Source organism: Paenibacillus nanensis (genome assembly GCF_003583765.1).
In the GTDB taxonomy this organism is placed as follows: domain Bacteria; phylum Bacillota; class Bacilli; order Paenibacillales; family Paenibacillaceae; genus Pristimantibacillus; species Pristimantibacillus nanensis.
In genome coordinates, this window is record NZ_QXQA01000007.1 from 23,448 (window position 1) to 38,861 (window position 15,414).

The window sequence follows — 15,414 nt, forward strand, 5'->3', positions numbered from 1 at the left end:
CCGCGCGCCGCGCTATTGCGGTACGGGGCTTCCGCTGTATAGAGGAGATGAACCGTTTGGCCGTTATCCATAATCCCGTGCTCCGGGGCTTCAACCCCGACGCGTCGATGCTGCGCGTCGGCGACGATTACTATATCGCCACGTCTACCTTCGAATGGTTTCCAGGCGTGCAAATTCATCACTCCCGCGATCTGGTCCACTGGCGGGTTGTGTCACGGCCGCTTGACCGCGCGGCGCTGCTTGATCTGAGAGGCGTCCCAAGCTCCGGCGGCATCTGGGCGCCCGCGCTTACTTACGATAACGGCATCTTTTATTTGATGGTGACGACCGTCGTGGGACGCAGGGGCGTATTCAAGGACTTGCACAACTATTTGCTGACGGCCAGCGATATCGCCGGTCCGTGGTCGGAGCCGCTTTATTTGAACAGCAGCGGGTTCGATCCGTTCCTGTTCCATGACGACGACGGCACCAAATGGCTGCTGAACATGCAATGGGACTTCCGCAAAGGAAAAAATCGATTCGGCGGCGTTGTCATGCAGCAATATTCGCCGGAAGCGGGCGCGCTTGTCGGTCCGGTGCGCAAGATCGCAACGGGTACCTCGATCGGCGTAACGGAAGGCCCGTTCCTATTCAAACGGAACGGCTGGTATTACTTGCTGCTGGCGGAAGGCGGCACCGGCTGGAATCATGCGGCAACGCTCGCGCGGTCGAAGACGATTGAAGGACCTTATGAATACGATCCGGAATATCCGCTCATGACAACGGCGGATGTGCCCGAGCATCCGCTTCAGAAGGCGGGACACGGCTCGGTCGTGGAGACGCAGAACGGCGAATGGTATATGTCGTTTATTTGCGCCCGCTCGCTGCCCGGAAGACGGCTAAGTCCGCTTGGACGCGAAACCGGGCTCGTGCCCGTGGAATGGACCGAGGACGGCTGGCTCCGGCTGACGGGCGGCGGCAAAGCGCCGAAGCCTGTCGTTGACGCGCCGGCTTTGCCGCCGCACCCGTTCCCCGAGCTGCCGGAAACCGATCATTTCGACGATAGGGAGCTCGGTGTCCAATACTTCACGCTGCGCGTGCCGGCTTCCGGGGACTGGCTCAGCTTGACGGAGCGTCCGGGTTATTTGCGTCTGCGCGGCAGGGAATCGCTGTTCTCCTGGTTCCGTCAGAGCATGGTGGGGAGAAGGCTGGCTCACTTTAGGTGCGAGGTGGAAACCTGCGTCGAGTACGAGCCGGAGCATTTTAACCAGATGGCTGGATTAACGCTGTATTACGACGAATCGGACCATTTCTATCTGCGCGTTAGCTATGACGAGGAGAGGGGCAAGCACATCGGGTTGGTCACGACGAGACTTGGGCAATATGACGAGCCGGATGGCGCGGTCGTGTCCGCCGAAGGCTGGACGCGCTGCTATTTGAAGGCGAGCGTCGATCATGAGCGGGTTCAATTCTATTGCTCACCAGACGGAGAGGAGTGGCAAACCGTCGGTCCCGTGCTGGATTTGGGTCAGCTCTCCGACGAATACGAAGGTAAGCTGGGCTTTACCGGGACGTTTATCGGGCTGTGCGCGCAGGATTTGTCAGGAACGATGAAGCATGCGGATTTCGATTATTTGAAATATACGGCGAACGAGAGCCTATAGCGGACGAAAGCCCCCTGCTCCGAAATGGAGCCGGGGGTATTATTGTATGGCATCGTAAGGCGTCAGCCTCATTTATCGTTTCCGTTTGCTCGTCATCGTGGAGATGAACAGTAAAAATAGAGCCTCTCAAGGTAAAAATCGAGGGATTCAGCTTATTGGATTTGACAGGTATTCTCTAGTTAAACACGCTTTCGAAATGAGGACGCGCCATGGAGACGATTGTCAAATTCCCCAATCTGACGAATACGCTGCAATTGATCGGCTGCCATTTCGGGGTGAAACCGCCTTCTTGGGAGTTTCCCACCCATCATCATCATTTTTTTGAGCTCATCTACTGCGGGGAAGGCGAGATTACCCATCGAATTAACGGCGTTCCCGTCCTTCATAGGGAAGGAGACTGGCTCTTGATCAACTCGGGATCCAGACATTCGACCGTTAACCATTCGCGCCACCATTACGTTTATTTCAACGCTCACTTCGATCTGGATGACATGGAGATGCGCGAACAGTTGGGCTCTTCTCCCTATCGGACCATTACGCGCGAGGAAGCAGCTTCCAGCAAGCTGCCTCGTTATATCGGCGTGATTGAATCTTTATTGCAGCGCGGGCTGCTTCATGATCAAATCATAGAAACGTCGGAAGTTAAAGAGATCGGCTTCTCGCTGACCAACCGGATCTACTTGCAAACGCATGTCCTTCTCATCATTGCGGAAATGCTGTCTTTCCCTCCGAAATCGAAGTCCGATAACGCTATACCGAATGCCATATCCAATTATATGACGGATATAGCCCATGCTATTGAAGAACGGCTAGTGAAAAGCTTGAATACGGATATTTCGATTGCCGATATTTCTTCCGAATTTCATCTAAGCCGTTATCAGTGCTCGAAAATATTTTCTCAAGTATACGGGCTTTCACCGCGTCAATATTTAAGCCGTCTCAAGCTCAATCGAGCGAAGGAGATGCTGGTTACGACGAATATGACGGTGGATGCGATTTCGGAAAGCCTTGGCTTCAGCTCGGTCAGCCACTTCTCAAGGCAGTTCCGCCGTTGGACGAATAAGGCGCCAAGCCAATTCCGTCCTAAGCACTCGATTCCGGAGTCTGATCCGGCACTCTGATTTCCAACGCGTCCTTAGCCCGGTTCATTTCATTTACATAATGCACATCATTCACATACATTTTGATGGCCTGCTCCTTATTCTCGTCAAAAGCGAGATCCAGCTTCGTTCTAGATTTCATGGCCACGATATATGGTTCGTTGTTTCTCGTGTACGGCGCCTCGTCTCCGGCTTGCAAAGAGTCCAGCAGGCTTAAAAGCTCTGGTTCGGTGTTTTCGAATATTCGTCTATTATTATTGTTAAGCTCGAAATGCTCGATCTCATCAGATGCCCCGTTTTCCGACTGCTTGATCAAATCAAATAGGATGGTTTCATCCGAAAATAGATCTTTTATTTCGTCATAATAAGCCCTGCTTTCCTTCACTAACGGTTTACTTTCCTTTTCAGCCATTGCCGAAATGGTTGCCATTGTCATTTCGTCTATGAAATATTCAAAATAATCGCCAAGCTCTAGATGCTCAGGGCCATAAAAGACTTGGCCTTCTTCTTTCATTTTTTTGCGCTTCTCATTTTCCTCGCGGTGTCCTTGCTTCAGCTTTTCGAAGGAATAGGTATCGACAACCCCGTATCGGCCCGCCAGCTGCAGCTTCGCATATACGGTTTTCGCATAGTCCATCGCTTTTTCTTTCAGCTCAGGGGTTAACTCCCTATTCAGCTCGCCGCTGCGGACTATGTCCAGATAAAAGTTAAACTCTTCATCCGAAATCGTGATTCGATTCGTTTCGGTCACAGCTTCGATACGAATTACATTCTTCGAAAGCAGCAGCAGTGCCGTTATCACAGTGATGAGCAAGACGAAGACAGAAGACCACAGAATAAATGGTTTTGAATAGGCTGGAAATTTCATAGGAACCCCTCCGTTTCCATACAGGACAATAAGTCTGCGCATGAACGAAAATGCGCAGACTTATTGGAACTGCTTTTAGGACATTACGATTTTTTGCGCAAGCTCCGCGAGGTCGATAATGTCGATAACGCCGTCGTTGTTCAGATCCAATTGCTTCACTTGCTCCCAATCCGGACTCTCCGTGTTTTTGCCAAAATGCACGGCCAGCATCGCCAAATCGCCGATGCTTACGCGCTCGTCGCCGTTGAAGTCGCCCGGAACTCCAGCAACGCCAACTTCGATTGAGATGGAGGAGGGGGCGGCTTCCCACTCTACGCCGTCTTTATCGGCTAATATCGCTTTAGCGGCGGATATTTGTCCTGTCGCCGCATGTACGGCGGGCTTGGCCTTGAACGCCAGCTCGATCACTTCCCGGTCTCCGGAAACCGCATGCCCGGGTCCTTCGCTGTAAAGCAGCAATCGGATTTGTCCGGACTCATGAACGGTTTCGAGAATCCGGACACCGTCGATCAAGGAGCTCGCCTCTATAAATTCAAACAGGCTATGGTCGTAGTGAACCGTCATATCTTGGGCTAATACCGGGCTTTCCAAATGGCGCAGCCCGAGCTTCACGGAGAACGAATCGCCGCCTCGCACAGACGCCGGGCCAGTGAACGTGACAGATGCAGGCTCTTGCTCCTCCTCGTAATACTCCACAGCTCCAACGTCAGGCAATCCGCTATTCAACGGGTTATTGAAGAAGTCTCGTCCGCCGTTGTTTTCTTCTATACGGCCTGCGTCAATAACCGGCGAATCGGGGAGCGGGCGGTATCCGGCAAGGGTGGAGAACACGTCCGGGCCGTCTTCCTGATAATTGCCGCCTGTCCCAATCGCTTCAAGCATCGGGTCGGCGGTAATCGATCCCGCCGGGGCGCTCGGGAAGCCATAGAACAGGTTGTTGCTGTAATCCACAACATCGGTATGGTAGTTTAAATTCGTGAGTCCGCCTTCGTTATAGACAATGTTATTGAAAAATTGGATCCGGTTATTATAGCTGCCGGATTTCCTCGAGAACACGGTCCGATCGAGTCCTGCGCCTAAATAAATGGTATTGTTATAGGCTTTACTGCCGAAATTGTTGGTGAACAACGCGATAACGCCATAGCCGGTCCCGTCATTCTGGCTAATGTTATACCGGAACGTTCCGTTATAGCTCGGGTAGCCGGGTATTGTGCACCACTCGAAAAATCCGCCGAAGTTATCGTGGGAATAGTTATACTGGACCAGCGTATTATCGTTAAGGGCGTCGATCTCTACGCCTTGAGCGTCATTTCCCCGGCCCGTGTTGCTGAGCTCATTGAATTGAATGACCGTATCGTTCGAATTCCAATTGAATACGCCGGCGGCATATCCGGAATTATTGAGCGCTTTGTAGACTAGGTTGTGCTCGAATACGGCGCCTTGCGTATTATCGAGGATCGTTCCATCACCGTCAATTTCCTTGAAGATGTTATGGCCAATGTAAACGTTGGTGAACGGCGTCCATTCTCCGGCCCCGACATAGCTGAAATTCGCCCATTTCCCATCTTCCGCTTTCCGTGTTGTCCAAGGCGTATGGAAGTTGATGCCGGATCTGCCGACCTGTTCGATTTTGTTGTTCGTAATTTTAAGGTCGTCAATCCAGGTTATTTTTCGTTTGGACACGTCGTCGGGGTTCGTGAAAATATGGACGATGATGCCTCCGGACACTTTGCCTTCGTTATAATAAGGACCTCTGTAGCCGTGAATATACAAATCGTTCAAATAAATATGCTTCAGCTCTCCGGCATCTTCTCCATGGATATAGACACCGCGTCTGTAGACGTCGGTTTTGTAAGGATCGACGCTGCTATAGCCGGGGTCAAAGAGCTCCAGGCTATTAATTTCCCAGTAGGACTGGTTCGAGAGCATCAGTCCGTTATTGACCTTTACGTTTCGGCGTGTCGTATTGACCCATGTCATATACGGGGTGGTAACATCGGGTCCAGGCATAAATCTCGGCTTCGGACCATCCCCGTATTTATCGATAATAATCGGTTTACCTTCCACGCCGGACCCCTTCGGCCACAGCTGTCCGGTCCATTCGCCGCCCGCCTTGAACAGCAGTTTATCGCCGCCGGAGAAGGTTGTCGCGTTAACCTTGTCCAGCGACTTCCACGCGGTCTCTGGGGATAAGCCATCGTTAAGGTCATTCCCGTTCGCATGATCCACATAGTAGGTGTTGCCGTCGCCCAGCGCGTCAACGATGAAGCTTGCTTCGGCACTGTCATCCTTCAAGCTGACAATGATTTTGACATTTTTAGGGCTGACTCCGCGAGAGATGGCGGCAAACGTTAATACAACTTTTTTTTCATTCTCGACATACTGATAGCTCTCGATCGGGAGCTGGACGGCTTCCCCGTCATTTACCGTATAGGCTGCCTCGATATCCGATAAGAGGAGCGGCGGATTAGGCGTATTTTCCAATACGAGTTCGATTTTGCCGTTTTCGGCGTTCATCTCTTCAATGACCGGCTCCACGACCGGTTCGCCGTTAGCGGGAAGCTCATAATCGACCTGCAGCTCGGAGCCGTCCGGCTTATATTTCACTTTATGAGTGATCTGCTGCGCGACAGGGAAGCCAGGCAACGGATCAAAGCGGTAGGTCGCTTTCCCCGCAGCGGCGTCGTATTGGAAGTCGTTAAGCGCAATCGGCACCGTTTGCCCCGGCTGAATGCTGGAAATGTAAGAGGACTCAAAATCGCCCGCTTGTACGGATGGCGGAGCGGTTTTAAAGCTGATTTCCGCAAGTCCTTCATGATGGATGGAAACCGAGTTTATGCTGGATTTTTGCCAGACCTCGTAATCGTCCACGTAGCCTGTGCCGCTTCCTGTGTCTTTCCAGAAGAAAACCCGCGCGCTCGTATTGCTGGATCCGGTTCTGAATATTAATTGATATTGCTTATACTCCGTGTTGTCGACATGTACGGTGCTTTGGCCGCCGCCGAAGTTTTTAACGCCGATGAAAAATTGCGCCGAAGGATTCGTGCTTTTCGCCCAAGCCTGTATCACATACTCTGTATTTGGCTTTAAATCGACGATGTCCTGTTCAAGCGACGAGCCGTTTTGTGTAATAACCGCGGCGCGGGTATTATTCCGTCCGACGTCGGCAGCAACATTGCTTAACCACAACACCCAATTGCCGACATGCTTCGTAACGTCTCTTGTTAAATGGCTGTCGCTCTCGAAGCCGCTGTTCACGATGAAATTTTTTAACGATCCTACGATGGGACCAGGCGCTGCTTCGTTTGCCGGTACTAGACTAGCTTCCGCTAATGGCTGGTCACCGCTTTCGCTTGCCGCATCAGCCGTCCGGGCACCGAGCGCCCAACCGCCGCTATTTGCGCTTAAAATCAACATAAATGCAAGAACGAGAACGATTGCTTTTCGGTACATGTTTTTTGGCGCCTTCATCATTCCTAAATCCTCCCTCATAATGTTCATTTCGATCTTTAGGATACGATTTGTATCACCCCCGACTTTAATTATAGGGAGCCTATTCTGGCGGCTCTATTGACAAACTTGCCTACAATTTCACCAAATGTGAAAAGTCTAAGCGAATGGGAAGGGATCATCCTGGCTAAAAAAAAGGCCGGGTTGAAGTTGTCATATAAGGGCTATAAAGCGGTCAAGTTAAGGGGATATTGCAGAAGAACGGCTTCGGTACAATGAAATAGCAGCATTAGAAACGAACGGCAGGAAAGGGGCTTATCGATGCGGGGCATTGCACTATTTACGATTTTTTACCTTCTGGGTATCGGGCTTGAGAAAGGATTATCGGTTCCGTTGCCGGCGAACGTCATCGGTCTAGCTTTGCTGACGGTATCTTTATCGATTGGTCTGATCAAGCTTGAATGGGTCGATGCGGGCTCGAGCATTGCCATTCGCCACATGGGGCTCTTGTTCATACCGGCGATTGTCGGCGCGGCGGCGTATGGGAATGAGCTTCGGGCGGCATGGCTGCCGGTTACGCTCAGCATCGTGCTGAACACGCTTTTTACGATGCTCGCGGCAGGCGCCGTCATTCGGTTGTGGCCGGACAGGAGGAAAGAGCATGACGTTAGCCGGTCCACTTCCGCATAATCCGCTGTTTTTATTCGGGGCTCTTTTGACGATTATTTTTTATGTTTGTGCCCTTTGGCTTAGGAAGAAAATCCGGTGGGTCCATCCCCTGATTGCGGCTTCAGCAGCTATTATCCTTGTGTTAAAAGCCGGAGGGCTATCATATGAAACCTATCAGGCAGGCGCCGATATGGTCAGCTGGGCGCTTGGGCCGGCAACAGTTGCGCTTGCGGTTCCGCTGTACAAACATGCTGCTCTCATTAGGCGCAGGCTGGCGCCTGTGCTGACAGGCATCACGGTCGGCGCGCTCATCTCGGCGGCTTCTACGGCATGCATGATAGCGATGTCGGGAGCATCCGCCGAGCTATTATATTCCGCGATAGCCAAGTCCTCTTCGGCGCCGTTTTCAATGGCGGTCGCGGCGCGCCAGGGAGGCATCCCGGAGCTGGCAGCCTCTCTGTCTGTGCTAACCGGACTATTTGGAAGTCTTGCAGGGCCGGCATTCCTTCGCATCTGCGGCATAAAAGACGACCTATCCGTCGGCGCCGCAATCGGAACCTCATCCCATGGCATTGGCACCGCTCGCCTAATGTCGTATTCGGAGAAGCAAGGCAGCGTCAGCGGCTTTGCCATGGCCGCGGCCGGCATCATCACGACGGTCGCGATGATGCTGGTATAGATCGATCAGGACCAAAGATGGAAAGGGGTACAACATGAAGTGGTTCAGCAAAGCTTTGGGCCGATGGAATTCCATCCATAACCGGATCTTTTTTTCGATTCTTCTTTTTTTGATCATCCCTGTCCTGTTAACCTTCTATCTGCTGGACAAGCCTTTGGAAAGCGTCATCGAACGAAAAATCGGCCGAACCGCCCAAGATGCGCTTTTTTTGGTCAATCTTAACGTCGAATTGTTTTTGGAGGACATGCTCAAGTCCTCCGTCGATATTACGATCAACCCTAATATGATCGAGCTTCTGAAGGATCCGGACGCATTAACCAGCTACGAGAAGCTAAGGCTGAACAATGAAGTGCTGAATCGCCCGTTCAGCTCGTACTTTACCAATTCCTATGTGACGGTATTCGATCTGAAGGGCAATTGGCTGAGCACAAGCTATATTTTTCAAGCTTTGTACGAGGAATATACGGAGTCGGAATGGTACAACGAAATGATCGGCAAGCCCTATCAGCACCGATGGATGTTCAATGACAAAGCGATGCTCTACTCGGACCGCGAACCGATCATCACCCTCGCGAGAACCGTCACCGATCTGCAAACCTCTCAAAATATAGGGATGATCGCGTTCAGCGTAACGGAGGAGGATATCCGGCAATATTTGACCGGGCTTGAAGGCAGCGTATATCTGGTGGACCGGAACGGCATCGTTGTGTCCAGTCCGTCGAAGGCGATGATCGGAAAGCCGCTTCCCGAAGAAATCGATCTCGAGAAATTAATGTCGGAATATAACGGCCAAAATATTTTGGAGAGGGACGGCGGCAAGTGGATCGTCAATCACGACACGATTCAGCTTAACGGGTGGAAGCTCGTCCAAGTCGTTTCATACGACACCGTATTTAAGGAAATTTTCGATATTCGCGAGACGAATATTGAAATTATTATCGTTATTTTTATCGTCTTTACCATTGTTTCCTTGTCGATCTCCTTCAATATTGTCAAGCCGCTCAAGCTGCTCAAAAAGAAGATGCTGGAGCTCGAGGATAAGCAGTTTTATTCGGCCATCGCCGTTGCCGGTCCGGATGAAATTGCCTCGCTGATCGAAACGTACAACAAAATGGTCAAAGAGATTCGCGGTTTATTGACGCGGGTAAAAGACGAATACGAGCAAAAGGAAGAGATGAGATTCCGGGCTTTGCAAGCCCAAATCAACCCTCATTTTATACTGAATACGCTCAATAATATAAAGTGGATGGCTTATATAAGGGGCAACGGCGATGTCGGAGACATGCTCTCCAACCTGGGAGGTATATTGGAAGGCAGCATCGGAAGAGGCAGCAGTCTCATCCCGTTAAAGGAAGAAATCGAATACATCAAAAATTATATGGGGCTCATGATGATGAAATATCATGACAAGCTTTCGCTGAAGCTTGAAATTCCGGAGGATGTAATGGATCAAGAGGTGATCCGAATCATGCTGCAGCCCGTCATCGAAAACAGCCTTATTCACGGCATTGAGAAGACCGACGGGCCTGGTCTGATCGCCATTCAAGCGCAGCGGGATGATGAGCGGTTTCTGTTAACCGTGTCCGATAACGGACCTGGCCTATCCGCTGACCGGATACAGGAGCTCGAGAGAAGGTTGTCCTCTGGGCCGGAAGAGCCGCCGCCCGAACGAATTGGATTAAAAAACGTTCATGACAGAATTCGGATGCAATACGGCGGCGCTTACGGCATCTCGATTTCCGGAAGTCCCGGAAACGGGACGACGGTTACATTCACGCTGCCTGCACGAAAAGCGGAAAGGAGAATGAACGATGGCATATAAAGTGATGCTTGTTGACGACGAGATGCTGGTTCGTCTCGGTGTAAAGTCGCTCATTCAATGGGAAGAGCACGGCTTTCAGTTCATGGGGGACGCCCCCGACGGCGCGAAAGCGCTCGAATTGATGGCGGACGGGCCTCCCGATATTTTGCTTACCGACATTGTCATGCCGAATATGAACGGTCTCGAGTTAATCGAAAAGGTTAAGGAACGTTATCCGGGCACGCTGATTATCGTGCTTAGCAGCCATAACGAATTCGACTATGTGCGCAAGGCCATGAAGCTTGGCGTGGAGGATTATCTGCTGAAGACGTCGCTGAAGCCTGCGGAGCTGCTGCAATTGCTGATTGACGCAAGCGGCAAGCTCCAGCGGAATCAGATCAAGAGCCTCGAACAAGAACAGTCCGAGGCAGCCTCAAATGAAACCTCGGATTCGCTGAATCGGAAGCTGCAATTGGCGTTATCGGCGGAGACGAGCGATGACGGGTGGCTGGATAATGAGCTGCCCCCCTATAGCTATTTGCTGCTGCTAACAATCAGAGGCATTCGTGAAGGGGTTCCGCAGCATTCCGCATCAAGACTGCTTGAGCATCTGGTCCAGTCCGAGCTTCAAGGGATTGTGCGCGCTGGGCCTATTCAGACGGAAAAGGACAAGCTTTCGGCGATTTTGACTTTGCCTGACGGCGGCTTGGACAAGCTGCAATCACGCATGATCAATCTTGAGAATGCGTCGAGCAGTCTTCTAGGCATTTCTTTAAGCGGATATATAAGCGAACGGATCGGTCGATGGGGAGAAGCGAAGGAACGGATGAATGAGCTCAAGAAGTCCGCTTGCGAGAGGGAGCAATCCGCCTTGGCCAAGGAAGCCTCCCGGGACGACATCAAGCAGCTTCTGCGTTATATGGAGGAGCATTTCGCAAGCAATCTATCGCTTCGATCGGCGGCTAGAATGGTGAATATGAGCGAAGCTTATTTAAGCACCGTCTTCAAAAAGGAAACAGGGACTAATTTTATCGATTGGCTGAATATGCTCCGCGTCGAAAAAGCCGCTTCTTTGCTGATCGAGACGGATTTGCCAGGCTACTTGATTTCAGAGCGGGTTGGTTATGAGAACAGCAACTATTTTGGACGTATTTTCAAAAAAATGAAAGGCGTCAGCCCGCAAAAATACCGCGCGCTGCACGGGACGAAATAGGCCCTCGTCGAAAAAATGTGAACGTTTTCATTTCCATGTCGAAATTTTGTGAACATTCCGCCCGATTGATGAAAATTGTGAAGAAAGTGCGAAAACGAGTTCCTGTTTCGAGCCATTAGGAAGAGCCTATAATGGGCACAGAAGCCTTCTCAACCGAGGAGACTCGCACTATAAAGAGGGGGGTGAGCATTCGCATGATCGCAGGATCGCTCACGCAATGGCCAGACGAACGCCAATTTTCGCATCCTGTCTTACGGAAAGCGCTCGACTATTTGGCAAAGACAGACTTCAAAAAGCTGGAAGACGGAAAGTACCCGATTCAGGATGAGGACATGTACGCGGTGGTCATGACCATTTCAGGCAAGGAAGCTTCGGAGCAGCCGGCGGAGAAGCATGAGACGTACTTCGATATCCACCTTCTGCTGGAAGGAACGGAGATCATCGGATGGCAGCTTCAAGACGGCAGCGAGGCACCTTCACAGGGATACGATTCAGAGAAGGACTTTGCCTTATATGCCGAACTCGGAAACGAATCGTACTTGAAGCTGCTGCCCGGCATGTTCGTCGTGTTGTTTCCGGAGGACCTGCATCGGCCGGGTCTGTCGGAGTCGGTCCCGGCGAGTATACGAAAGGCAGTCGTAAAGATTCGCCACGCTCTCATGAAATTGTAAGCGTTGTAACAGCAAGAAGGTAAGAAGGAAGCACGAGAAAAATGACAAACGTCTAAGGGGGCTACTCCATATGTTAAAAAAACGTTCGTGGCAAATGAGTTTCATCTTCGTCCTTATTCTCGCTCTGGTAGTCGGGTGCTCGAGCAACGGCGGCAATACAAACGGCGAATCGCCCGATACAAACGGCGCTAGCGGCAGCTCCAAAGAAAGTGTGGAAATTTCCGTATGGCTCACTCCGCAATGGAAGGGCGTTCTTGAGGCGACGGAGGAAGGCGCGGATTACGACAGCTTCTTCAAACACGCGGCCGAAAAATTTACCGCCCAGTATGACAAATACAACGCCAAAATTAACGTCGAGGTAATTGCAGGCGACCAACGGGACGAGCTGCTTAACGTTAACTTAAGCGGCGGAACGCCTCCGGATGTGTTCTTTGAAAGCGTATTCGCCATGGGGGATTACGCTCATCGCGGCGCGTTGCTTCCGCTCACGGATCTGGTTGACGCCGAAGCGAGAGGCGATATCGCAGAGGGCTATTGGGAGAACGTCACGTTCGGCGACGATGTCTATTTCTATCCGTTCTCGCACAATCCCGGCACCTTTGCCTATAATGCCGACATGTTCAAAGCCGCTGGGCTTGAGAGCTTCATCGGCGGCGAGACGGAAATTAAAACGTGGACGCTTGCGGAGTACGAGCAAATTTTGGACGGTCTGAAGAACAATCTGCCAAAGGATCAATATTCGAATGCTTATCCAATGGCGCTCTACGCGCTGAACAATCAGGGCGACACTTGGAATCTGGCTTACCTGAGAATGTTCGGCAACCCGTTCTTCGACGAGAACGGCAATATTGTTCTGGACGACGAGAAGGGTGTAAAAGCGGCGGAATGGCTGAAAAAAATGTACGACGGCGGCTACACGAATCCAGGCGCCGAATCCGTCTCCTCCAACGATGCCAATGCGATGTTCCAAAACCAGCAGCTTGCCATCAGCTTTACGAACGCCGTGCTGTTCAACAACGCGAAGGCGGATATGGAATCCGGCAAAGCGCCGAAGTTTGACATTCGATTGGCGAACATTCCATCCGAAGGCGGAGATCCGCTTACCTTCACTTATGTGGTAGGCGCCAGCGCGTTCAAGACGGGTGACGCCAAGCGCGAGGAAGTGGCCAAAGACTTCATTAAGTTTTTCTCCACGGACCCTGAGCTTGTGAAGTCGTCCAAAAACAGCGTGCCGGTTAGATCCTCTGTCGCGAATGAATACAAGGACCAATATCCTCTCTTCGAGGCTTACGATAAAAACTCGGCCTATATGTTTGCTTTCACCGGCAACGTTCCGGGCTACAGCGAGTTGAGACAAGTATTATTCCCTGAGCTTCAAGCGATGTATGTCAATGAGAAAACGCCTGCCGAAGCTGTGAAGGACTACCAAACGAAGGGCAATGAAGTTATCGCGAGTGCGAAGGAAAACTCCACGATTATGAAATAGCACCGCCCTTTCCCGACAAGCAAAATAAATTTCCGAATGCCCGCGGCTGTCCGTTCGCGATGAGGCCGCGGCTTCGGAAAGAAAGGTAACGGATAACCATGAAATTGAGAAACCCTTACTTGAGAGAAAATATAACCGGCTATCTGTTTATTTTGCCGCAATTTCTGCTGTTCCTGCTGTTTATCGTTTATCCCATTATCGAAGGGATCAGGCTTAGCTTTTACAAGGTGCAGTATCAGAAGGAAACTTTTGTAGGCTTCGATAACTACGCAACGCTTTTCAGCGACCCGGTATTTTTCAAATCGATTGTAAATACGGTTATATTCGTTGTTTTTATCGTATTGCTTACGGTCGTTTTTTCTTTATTCGTAGCATCTGCCGTATTCGACAAAAACGCCAAATACGTATCGTTTATCCGCGGAAGCTATTATATACCGGTTATGGTATCCATGGTCGTCATGAGCATGGTCTGGAGCTTCCTGCTCAGCCCGGCAAACGGTCTTATCTCCTATATGGCTCGCGAGATGGATTTGAGCGTTGTCAATTTGCTTGGGAATAAAAACACGGTTCTGCCAGTCATTATTTTCGTAACATTCGCCACCAACGTTGGCCAGGCCATTATTTTATATATCGCGTCCATGATCGGCGTGCCGAAGGATCTGTTCGAAGCCGCGGAAGTGGACGGCGCCAGCCGGTTGAAGGTTATCTTTCAGATCTTAATCCCGCTCGTGAAGCCGACGACGATTTACATTACGATTGTCAACATCATCGCCGTACTCAAAATATTCGTTGTCATTCAGCTTCTGACCGGTGGAGGACCTAATAACGCATCCGTTACGATGATGTATTATCTCTACAACAACGCGTTCAAGTTCAATCAGCTGGGCGTCGCTTCCGCGGTAGGGGTCATTATGTTCATCATTACGATGCTGCTCTCGGTGCCTCAGCTCAGGTCGATGTTCAAGGATAAGTGAGGGATAAGCTATGCTGCAACCAAATACGAAGTCCAAAAGACAACGGGAAAAATACGATGTCGTCTCGAATCTCATTGTCGCTTTTTTCGCCATATTGAATCTGTTTCCGCTGTACTGGCTGTTTACAAGCTCGATGAAAAACAGCTCTGATGTCGTCAAGATGCCTCCGGATTGGTGGCCGAAGACGTTCACATTATCCAATTACTTCGAAGTATTCGAGAGCCAGCCGGCGCTGCGCTGGACCTTTAACAGCCTCTATGTGGCGGGCTTGTCCACCGTGCTGCTTGTCATAACAAGCTCTATGGCGGCTTACGCCTTCTCGAAGCTGCAATTCAAGGGGAAAAACCTTATCTTCGTGCTGCTTATTTCAAGCTTGATGGTTCCAAAAGAAGTCATGATCGTGCCTTTGTTCCGCATTGCGCAGGATTTAGGCCTCGTGAACGATTTGCACGGCATGATCTGGCCGAACGTGGCCACCGCATTCGGCGTATTCCTGCTGAAAGGCTTTTTTGACTCCGCTCCCGACGCGCTGCGCGAGGCGGCGAGAATCGACGGCGCGGGCGAGGTAAGAACGTTCCTGCAAATCATGCTCCCGATTGTGAAGCCCGGGATCGGAGCGTTGTTTATTCTGAACTTCGTGCAAGTCTGGAACGACTATTTGTGGCAGCTCGTTATCGGTCAAGACAGGGAAATGAAAACGCTGATGGTGGGCATCGCGACGCTGATGCAGGATTTAAATCCGAACTTTGCGTACAAGATGGCCGGCGCGACGGTTGCGGCTATACCGATGCTGATCATCTTTGTTCTGTTCCAGCAATATTTCACGCGCGGCATCTCCATCGGCGCTGTGAAGGAATAAG

Annotated in this window: 12 protein-coding genes; 10 read left to right on the plus strand and 2 right to left on the minus strand. The window is 51.0% G+C overall.

Translation table 11 applies throughout. The features are described 5' to 3' along the window. The first annotated feature begins 56 nt into the window (after window positions 1-56). Both D3P08_RS12770 and D3P08_RS12775 read left to right on the plus strand, forming a co-directional pair. Window positions 57-1,643, plus strand: coding sequence for a glycoside hydrolase family 43 protein (locus D3P08_RS12770; RefSeq protein ID WP_206098955.1), 1,587 nt, complete (start codon window positions 57-59; stop codon window positions 1,641-1,643). Between the two features lie 209 nt (window positions 1,644-1,852). Further along, the gene (locus D3P08_RS12775) at window positions 1,853-2,764 is read left to right on the plus strand and encodes an AraC family transcriptional regulator (RefSeq protein ID WP_119600081.1); all 912 of its coding nucleotides are present in this window, start codon (window positions 1,853-1,855) and stop codon (window positions 2,762-2,764) included. Here D3P08_RS12775 and D3P08_RS12780 read toward each other — a convergent pair. Both D3P08_RS12780 and D3P08_RS12785 read right to left on the minus strand, forming a co-directional pair. Further along, window positions 2,727-3,611, minus strand: coding sequence for a hypothetical protein (locus tag D3P08_RS12780; protein WP_119600082.1), 885 nt, complete (start codon window positions 3,609-3,611; stop codon window positions 2,727-2,729). The genes D3P08_RS12775 and D3P08_RS12780 overlap by 38 nt on opposite strands. Before the next feature lie 75 nt (window positions 3,612-3,686). After that, window positions 3,687-7,085, minus strand: coding sequence for a dockerin type I domain-containing protein (locus D3P08_RS12785; RefSeq protein ID WP_162848453.1), 3,399 nt, complete (start codon window positions 7,083-7,085; stop codon window positions 3,687-3,689). Window positions 7,086-7,382: 297 nt separating this feature from the next. On the opposite strand from D3P08_RS12785, the gene D3P08_RS12790 reads away from it, so the two are divergent. The 8 genes from D3P08_RS12790 (at window position 7,383) to D3P08_RS12825 (ending at window position 15,413) form a co-directional block, all read left to right on the plus strand. Next, a complete protein-coding gene (locus tag D3P08_RS12790; protein ID WP_119600084.1) occupies window positions 7,383-7,751 on the plus strand; it encodes a CidA/LrgA family protein in 369 nt (122 codons plus the stop codon). Next, window positions 7,723-8,409, plus strand: a complete 687-nt coding sequence (locus D3P08_RS12795) for an LrgB family protein (protein WP_119600085.1) — start codon at window positions 7,723-7,725, stop codon at window positions 8,407-8,409. Before D3P08_RS12790 ends, D3P08_RS12795 begins: the two co-directional genes overlap by 29 nt. Before the next feature lie 34 nt (window positions 8,410-8,443). Further along, window positions 8,444-10,231 (plus strand): sensor histidine kinase, encoded by a 1,788-nt coding sequence (locus D3P08_RS12800; RefSeq protein ID WP_119600086.1) that lies wholly within the window; start codon window positions 8,444-8,446, stop codon window positions 10,229-10,231. Next, the gene (locus D3P08_RS12805; RefSeq protein ID WP_119600087.1) at window positions 10,221-11,423 is read left to right on the plus strand and encodes a response regulator transcription factor; all 1,203 of its coding nucleotides are present in this window, start codon (window positions 10,221-10,223) and stop codon (window positions 11,421-11,423) included. Before D3P08_RS12800 ends, D3P08_RS12805 begins: the two co-directional genes overlap by 11 nt. A gap of 194 nt (window positions 11,424-11,617) precedes the next feature. Then, the gene (locus tag D3P08_RS12810) at window positions 11,618-12,094 is read left to right on the plus strand and encodes a NanQ anomerase/TabA/YiaL family protein (protein ID WP_162848454.1); all 477 of its coding nucleotides are present in this window, start codon (window positions 11,618-11,620) and stop codon (window positions 12,092-12,094) included. Between the two features lie 70 nt (window positions 12,095-12,164). After that, window positions 12,165-13,580 (plus strand): ABC transporter substrate-binding protein, encoded by a 1,416-nt coding sequence (locus tag D3P08_RS12815; RefSeq protein ID WP_119600089.1) that lies wholly within the window; start codon window positions 12,165-12,167, stop codon window positions 13,578-13,580. Window positions 13,581-13,678: 98 nt separating this feature from the next. Further along, entirely contained in the window at window positions 13,679-14,554 is an 876-nt protein-coding gene (locus D3P08_RS12820; RefSeq protein ID WP_119600090.1) for a carbohydrate ABC transporter permease, read from the plus strand. Between the two features lie 10 nt (window positions 14,555-14,564). Then, complete coding sequence (locus D3P08_RS12825) at window positions 14,565-15,413, plus strand: carbohydrate ABC transporter permease (RefSeq protein WP_119600091.1); 849 nt, start codon at window positions 14,565-14,567, stop codon at window positions 15,411-15,413. The last annotated feature ends 1 nt before the right edge of the window (window position 15,414 follow it).